The following is a 7,626-nucleotide window of genomic DNA, read 5'->3' on the forward strand; positions in this document are numbered from 1 at the left end:
GGGCGCAAGTCTATGCAGGACAACACTCTCACCGTCAGTTTCCGCGCGGATCCGGGCCCATGGGATGGGTGGCAGAAGGACTGGGAGATCGCGGCCGAACTCGTCGGACGGATGACTCTGGAAGAGAAACTGTCGTTGGTCTCCAGCCCGATGGCGTCGATGCCCGATGCGCCGGAGGAAGCGATCGGTTCTGCCGGCTGCACGGTCGGCATCGAGCATCTCGGGATTCCGACCTGGGACGAGAGTGACGCCAGTCTCGGGGTGACCAACCCGAACGATGTCCGCCATGACGATGTGACAACGGCCTTCCCCTCGACGGTCGCACTGGGAGCCACCTTCAGCCCGGAGCTGGCCAGACTGCAGGGGGAGACCGTCGGTGCGCAATCGCGCGCCAAGGGCTTCACCGTCCAATTGGCCGGTGGTGTGAACCTGGTGCGTGAACCGCGTGGCGGTCGCGTCTTCGAGTACATCAGCGAGGATGTCCTGCTCTCCGGAGTGGTGGCGGGCAGCGCAGTCGCCGGCATCCAGTCCCAGGGCGTGGCGTCGACCCTCAAGCACTTCGCGCTCAACCCGCAGGAAACAGGGCGGGTGATGGTCAGTTCCGACCTCAGCGAGAAGAATCTGCGCGAATCCGACCTGCTTGCGTTCCAGATCGCCCTCGAGCACGGCCAGCCGCGCACGATCATGCCCGGATACAACATGGTCAACAAGAAATACGCTTCCGAGAACGCCTTCCTCCTCAGCGAGGTGCTCAAAGGGGATTGGGAGTTCAAGGGATTTGTCATGTCGGACTGGGGCGCGACCCATTCGACGGAACACGCCGCCTGGGCCGGCCTCGACCGCCAGTCCGGGCGCCAGTTGGACACCGCGCACTATTTCGGAGAGCCGCTCAAAGAGGCAGTCGCTGCCGGTCGGGTCAGCACGGCCCGCCTCGACGAGATGGTGACGCGCATCCTTGCTGTGCTGTCGTCCGTCGGCGGACTGGACGAACGACGCCGGCCCACGAGCTTCCCGGCCGAGGAGCACGCAGAGATCGCCGAGCGAATCGCCGAACAGTCCATCGTGCTGCTGAAGAACGACGGCTCGGCGCTGCCGATCACCTCGGCGACCGGACGAGTCGTCATCGTCGGCGGGCATGCCGACGCAGGAGTGCTCGCCGGAGGCGGAAGCACCACCGTGACACCTCCGGGATGGGTGCACGACGGCGGGGTCGCGATCGCGCAACTGCCACTTCCCCGCGCCTACCACCCACCGGCACCCCTGGACGAGATCCGCAGACGCCTGCCCGACTCAGAGGTCGTCTTCCTCGACGGTGAGGTCACCGAGGTGGTCGGCCAGATCCACGCTGACGATCACGTCGTGGTCTTCGCCGAGAACTGGGCGACCGAGGGTCGGGATCTGCCCGACCTGCAGCTGGAGGGACGCCAAGACGACCTGATCTCTGCAGTGGCCGGCGCTGCCGAGAGCACGGTGGTCGTTCTGGAGACCTCAGGGCCGGTGCTGATGCCGTGGATCGATGAGGTCGATGCGATCCTTGCCGCCTGGTACGGCGGCAGCGGCGGAGGTGCAGCGATCGCCGCAGTGCTGAGCGGGGCGGCCACCCCTTCGGGCCGGCTGCCACTGAGCTTCCCCCGCAGCGAGGATCAGCTTCCGCGCGTCGAGATGACCGACCCCGGACTGACAACGTCGAACCCGGGGGAGCCACGACGGGGCTCGTACCTGAGCATCGACTATGACATCGAGGGCGCAGATATCGGCTATCGCTGGTTCGAGCGGCAGGGAGAGGAGGCGCTGTTCCCGTTCGGCTTCGGGCTCTCCTACACCACGTTTGAGTACACCGACATCGTCATCGCGACCGCCGGCGGGGGTGATCCCTCAGTCGAGCTCACCGTCACCAATCGTGGGGACCGCCAGGGGATCGACACTCCGCAGGTGTATATGGCACCCCCTCGCGTATCCGACAGCAGCTCCACATATCGACTTGCAGGCTGGGCTCGGGTCGACCTCGATCCCGGTGAGAGCCGACGCGTGCGCATCAGACTCGACGAAATGCGCATCTGCGCCTCGTTTGATCCTGACGACCCGGGATGGACGGTCCACGAGGGCGACTACTCGATCCGACTGGCACGGAATGCGGCAGATCGCCCGGTCCTCGAGCAGAAGGTCCGACTGAACGGGACGCGCTTGCGCCCGTGATGAATCTGTCACCCCACCCGGTAGCCGCAATGACCACCGTTGCACGGGTTGCAATTGGAGCCGGCGGTGCGGGGTGTCGAGCGCTCGGGGAGTATTGCGGCTACCGGGGTACTGTGCGGCTGGCGGGGTGCTTTGTCTCAGCCCTGCGCGGAGGAGAAGAACCCGGCGAAGAGCCACCAGAGGGGCAGGATGGCGGCGACGAGAAAGGTCGCCACTGCCCACCAGATGCGCCACTTCCATGTCCGCCGACGGGAGCCGATGAACAGGCACGCGAGGTAGGCGATGACGCACAAGCCGCCGGAGATGCTGAGCAGCACCAGGCCGGTGGCCATCCACGCGGAAGTGCCGAGATCGAAGATGTAGTTCGCGGTCTGCGCGATCTGCAGTGAGAACAGGATCGCGAGCACCAGGAACGGGACGCCGATGAGCGCCGCGGCGATGAGCGGCAGAGCCCTGAGCCAGCGCTCCCTCGGTTCCGATCGACCTGCGTATTCGACATATTCCTCAACCATCGCCCATCAGCTTAGACGCGGAATCCGACAAGAGCCTGGACGTGAGGGACTGTGTCCGGCACCACGGCCTCGGCGCGGTACGGCCCCCGCCTCCGCGTGTGACTGAACGCTCATACAGCCGGGTCGCCAAGGGCGGTAGGATTGTTTGGTGACTTCTGGCCAATACTCTGACAAGGACATCCGAACCGAAGCGGCTCGCCGCCGCACGTTCGCTGTCATCTCGCACCCTGACGCGGGTAAGTCGACGACCACCGAGGCGCTCGCCCTGCACGCTCGGGCGATCGGTCAGGCCGGAGCCACCCATGGAAAGGCCGGTCGACGCGCCACCGTCTCCGACTGGATGCAGATGGAGCAGGACCGCGGAATCTCCATCTCCTCGGCGGCTCTCCAGTTCGAGTACCGGGACACGGTCTTCAATCTCGTCGACACCCCCGGTCACGCCGACTTCTCCGAGGACACCTACCGCGTGCTCTCCGCCGTCGACTGCGCGGTCATGCTCATCGATGCCGCCAAGGGTCTTGAGGCGCAGACGATGAAGCTCTTCGAAGTCTGTGCCCACCGCAACATCCCCATCATCACCGTCGTCAACAAGTGGGACCGCCCGGGCCTCGAAGCGCTCGAGCTCATGGACGAGGTTCAGAACCGCACCGGCCTGCTGCCGACCCCGCTGACCTGGCCCGTTGGGCAGTCCGGGGACTTCCGCGGCGTCCTCGACCGGGTCGCCGGCGAGTACACGAAGTACACCCGCACCGACGGGGGAGCGACGATCGCGGGGGAGGAGACCTTCGCCCCGGCCCAGGCGCACGAGCTCGAAGGAGACGCCTGGGAGACCGCCGTCGACGAATCGGAGCTTCTCGACATGGAGGGCCAGAACCATGACCAGGAGACGTTCCTCGCCGGCAAGTCCACGCCGGTGATGTTCGCCTCGGCGGTGCTCAACTTCGGCATCCACAAACTCCTCGACATGCTCGTCGACCTGGCCCCGGCCGCCGAGGCGCGCGAGGACAAGGACGGCAACCCGCGGGACGTGGCCGCCCCGTTCTCCGGCTTCGTGTTCAAGGTCCAGGCCGGCATGGACTCGAACCACCGCGACCGGCTCGCCTACATCCGCGTCTGCTCCGGAGTGTTCGAACGCGGTTCAGTCCTCACCCACGCCTCCACGGGCAAACCGTTCGCCACGAAGTACGCGCAGCAGGTATTCGGCCGTGACCGCGACGTCGTCGACGAAGCGTTTCCCGGCGATGTCGTCGGCCTCGTCAACGCCAGCGCCTTGCGTGTCGGTGACTCCCTCTACCTCGACAAGAAGGTCGAGTTCCCCGGCATTCCGACTTTCTCGCCCGAGCACTTCATGGTCATCCGCGCCAAGGACTCCTCGAAGTACAAGCAGTTCCGGCGCGGCATCGAACAGCTCGACCACGAAGGCGTGATCCAGGTGCTGCGCTCGGATCTGCGCGGCGACCAGGCACCCGTGCTCGGAGCGGTCGGCCCGATGCAGTTCGAAGTCGCCGAGGACCGGATGACCAACGAATTCAACGCGCCCTGCAACCTCGAGCGCCTGAACTTCTCTCTGGCCAGACGCACCACACCGGAGTGTGTGCCGACCCTGGCCCGCGAACGTTCGGTCGAAGTGCTCAGCCGCTCCGACGGTGAGCTGCTCGCTCTGTTCTCCGACCGGTGGCGCCTGCAAGGTGTTCAGAAGAATCATCCGGATCTGATTCTGGAGCCACTCGTCGTCAGCTGAGTGGAGCACAGCACGACCACGTGGGCGAAACAGTCTGCGTGGACACCAGCCCCGCCGTTTTGACGAGGTCATTAAGATGAAAAGCTGGGCCGAACCGGGTTTGGCTGATGTCGGGCAGGCCCGACGCTCGGGGAAACCTGAAACGAAAAAGGAGAGTTCGTAGACGTGGGAACGAAATCGATTCGAGTCGCGATTGCCGGACTGGGCAATTGCGCCTCATCCCTTATCCAAGGTGTGGAGTACTACCGGGACGCAGCTCCAGGAACCCAGGTTCCGGGACTCATGCACGTGGAATTCGGGGATTATCACGTCGGTGATATCGAATTCGTCGCCGCATTCGATGTGGACGGCAAGAAGGTCGGCACCGACATCTCGGAGGCGATCGGCGCCAGCGAGAACAACACGATCAAGATCGCGGACGTACCCCCGACCGGCGTCGAGGTGCTGCGCGGGCCGACCCTCGACGGGTTGGGCCAGTACTACCGCGAGATGATCGTCGAATCCGACATCGAACCCGTTGACGTCGCCCAGGCGCTGCGCGATGCGAAGGCCGACGTCCTCGTCTGCTACCTGCCCGTCGGTTCGCAGCAGGCCACCGAGTTCTATGCCCAGGCAGCCATCGATGCGAAGGTCGCCTTCGTCAACGCGCTGCCGGTCTTCATCGCCGGGACCAAGGAGTGGGACGAGAAGTTCCGCGCCGCGGGTGTGCCGATCGTCGGTGACGACATCAAGAGCCAGATCGGTGCCACCATCACCCACCGGGTGATGGCGAAGCTGTTCGAGGACCGCGGAGTCGTCCTCGACCGCACCTACCAGCTCAACGTCGGCGGCAACATGGACTTCAAGAACATGCTGGAGCGGACCCGCCTCGAGTCGAAGAAGATCTCCAAGACCCAGGCGGTCACTTCGAACACCACGGCCGAGCTGAGCGAGCGCGACGTCCACATCGGACCCAGTGACTATGTCGCCTGGCTCGACGACCGCAAATGGGCCTTCGTCCGCCTCGAAGGCCGCAACTTCGGTGACGCTCCCGTGTCTTTGGAGTACAAGCTCGAAGTCTGGGACTCGCCGAACTCCGCCGGTGTCATCATCGACGCCGTGCGTGCGGCCAAGATCGGCCTCGACCGAGGCGTGGGCGGAGCGCTCATCTCCGCATCCTCGTACTTCATGAAGTCCCCACCGGAGCAGCAGAGCGACGACTCCGCCTTCGATGCTGTCGAAGCCTTCATCCGAGGAGACATCGAACGCTGATCTCCCGCCGCTGACCAGGGTCGGGATTCCAGAATGTGGAATTCCGTGGCGACCAGGGTCCGGATTTCGACAGGATAGAGCGCTCAGAGCCGCAGTCCGCCAACAGGTGGGCTGTGCTCTGGGCGCTTTGTGCATTCGTGCATGCCCCCGCGCGGTCGGTGACGATCGTGCCCGTCGAGCAGGAGAACCCATGTCGAGCAATGTCGCTGTGACCGATCAGCAGCAGAAGAGCAGATCCGAACTCAATTGGCTCATGCGCCTGCTGATCGTCATCGAGAAGGCCGGAAACAAACTGCCGCACCCGTTTTGGCTGTTCCTGTCTCTGGCCGCCATCGTCATGGTGCTCTCGGCCGTCTTCTCCGCCACCGGTCTGAGCGCGGTCAACCCGGCCACCGACGAGACGGTGACGGTCACCAATCTCTTCAACGCTGAGTCGCTGCGGACCATCGTCGGCGGGGCGACGGACAACTTCGTCAACTTCCCGCCCTTGGGGCTGGTGCTCATCGTCCTCCTCGGCGTTGCAGTGGCGGAACGGTCGGGACTCATCCCCGCGATGCTGCGCGGTACGATCGCCAGCGCATCGCCGAAGTGGATCACGTTCATCGTGGCACTGTCGGGAAGTGCGGCGTCGATCGCCTCCGACGCGTCCTACATGATCATGATTCCGCTGGGTGGCCTCGCGTTCAAAGCAGTGGGACGGAACCCGCTGCTCGGCTGTGTCGTCGCCTACGCCGCCACCTCGGGCGGGTACTCCGCGGCGCCGATGGTCAACTCCATGGACACGATCCTCGGAGGCCTCTCCACGTCAGCGGCCCAGCTCATCGATGACAACTATGTCGTCTCTCCGCTCGCGAACTTCTACTTCAACTTCGTCTCGATGTTCGTCGTCGCAGCGGCCGTGACTCTGATCACCGAACTCGTGCTCAACAAACGCGCAGACACCATTGTCCTCGACGAGCCCGACGAAGACGACCCCGAGGAATTCGACGTCAGTCTGTCGCTCGACGGCAATGAGAAGCGCGGCGTGGCCATCGCCAGTCTCTCGATCGTGGCCTGCGCCGCACTCCTGTTCTTCCTCGCCTGGCCGGCGGACTCGTTCCTGCGGGACGAAGCTGGAGGCTTCGGCCCGGATTCAGGTCTGATGGCAGGAATCGCAGCCATCATCGGGTTCGGGTTCTTCATCGTCGGCATCGTCTACGGCTACGCCACCGGATCGATCAAGAGGATGTCCGACATCCCCGACATGATGGGCAAGGGACTCCTTCCGTTCGTTCCCGTCCTCGTCCTGTTCTTCGCCGCGAGCCAGTTCCTGGCCCTGTTCAAGATGTCGAGCCTCGGCGAGATCATGGCCATTCGCGGAGCCGAGTTCTTCGGCTCTCTCAACACGGGACCGCTCGTCATCCTCCTCGGCGGGTGGCTGCTCGTTGCCTGTGGTGCCCTGTTCCTCACCTCGGGCACCGGGCTGTGGACGCTCATGGCTCCTGTGCTCGTGCCGATGTTCATGCTGCTGTCGATCTCGCCCGAGACCACCCAGGCGCTCTACCGCATCGGTGACTCGACGACGAACATCATCTCCCCGATGAGCCCCTACTTCATCGTTGTGCTCGGTTTCATCCAGCGCTACAAGAGGGACGCGGGCATCGGCACACTGCTGTCGTTCACGATCCCGCTGTCGTTTGCGATGTTCATCCTGTGGGGGCTGCTGTTCTTCGTCTGGTGGACTCTCGGCATTCCGTGGGGACCGGGTTCGGCCACGCACTACCAGCTGGGCTGATGGCAGGGAATGTTGAGGCGCTCGCGTGCGTTACGATCATGCAACGCCCGAACTGTCGGCGACGAAACTCGCAGTTCCCATCCAGGAGCTGTGACTAGACTTGTCGGTACAGTGAATCTGCTCAGATCGAAAGGGATCGACCGTGAGTAACC

At 64.3% G+C, this 7,626-nt stretch carries 5 protein-coding genes; 4 read left to right on the forward strand and 1 reads right to left on the reverse strand.

The features are described from left to right. The coding region (locus RIT73_RS17050; RefSeq protein ID WP_309133302.1) for a glycoside hydrolase family 3 C-terminal domain-containing protein at positions 1-2,196 on the forward strand (2,196 nt) is incomplete at its 5' end. Between the two features lie 137 nt (positions 2,197-2,333). On the opposite strand, the gene RIT73_RS17055 is transcribed toward RIT73_RS17050, so the two are convergent. Beyond that, entirely contained in the window at positions 2,334-2,708 is a 375-nt protein-coding gene (locus RIT73_RS17055) for a hypothetical protein (RefSeq protein WP_309133303.1), read from the reverse strand. A 148-nt stretch (positions 2,709-2,856) separates the two neighbouring features. Here RIT73_RS17055 and RIT73_RS17060 point away from each other — a divergent pair, with 148 nt between their 5' ends. From RIT73_RS17060 to RIT73_RS17070, 3 genes are all read left to right on the forward strand, one after another. After that, entirely contained in the window at positions 2,857-4,449 is a 1,593-nt protein-coding gene (locus tag RIT73_RS17060; protein WP_309133304.1) for a peptide chain release factor 3, read from the forward strand. 165 nt (positions 4,450-4,614) lie between these two features. Next, positions 4,615-5,700 carry an inositol-3-phosphate synthase gene (locus RIT73_RS17065; RefSeq protein WP_309133305.1) on the forward strand — a complete coding sequence of 362 codons (1,086 nt, stop codon included), beginning with the start codon at positions 4,615-4,617 and terminating at the stop codon, positions 5,698-5,700. Between the two features lie 190 nt (positions 5,701-5,890). Further along, positions 5,891-7,474, forward strand: coding sequence for an AbgT family transporter (locus RIT73_RS17070; RefSeq protein WP_309133306.1), 1,584 nt, complete (start codon positions 5,891-5,893; stop codon positions 7,472-7,474). The last annotated feature ends 152 nt before the right edge of the window (positions 7,475-7,626 follow it).

The organism is Brevibacterium sp., assembly GCF_031179145.1.
Lineage (GTDB): Bacteria > Actinomycetota > Actinomycetes > Actinomycetales > Brevibacteriaceae > Brevibacterium.

Excerpts from the sequence above, each read along its gene's own strand:
- RIT73_RS17070 (WP_309133306.1), top strand. The coding sequence starts at position 5,891 with ATGTCGAGCAATGTCGCTGTGACCGATCAGCAGCAGAAGAGCAGATCC.
- RIT73_RS17055 (WP_309133303.1), bottom strand. The coding sequence starts at position 2,708 with ATGGTTGAGGAATATGTCGAATACGCAGGTCGATCGGAACCGAGGGAG.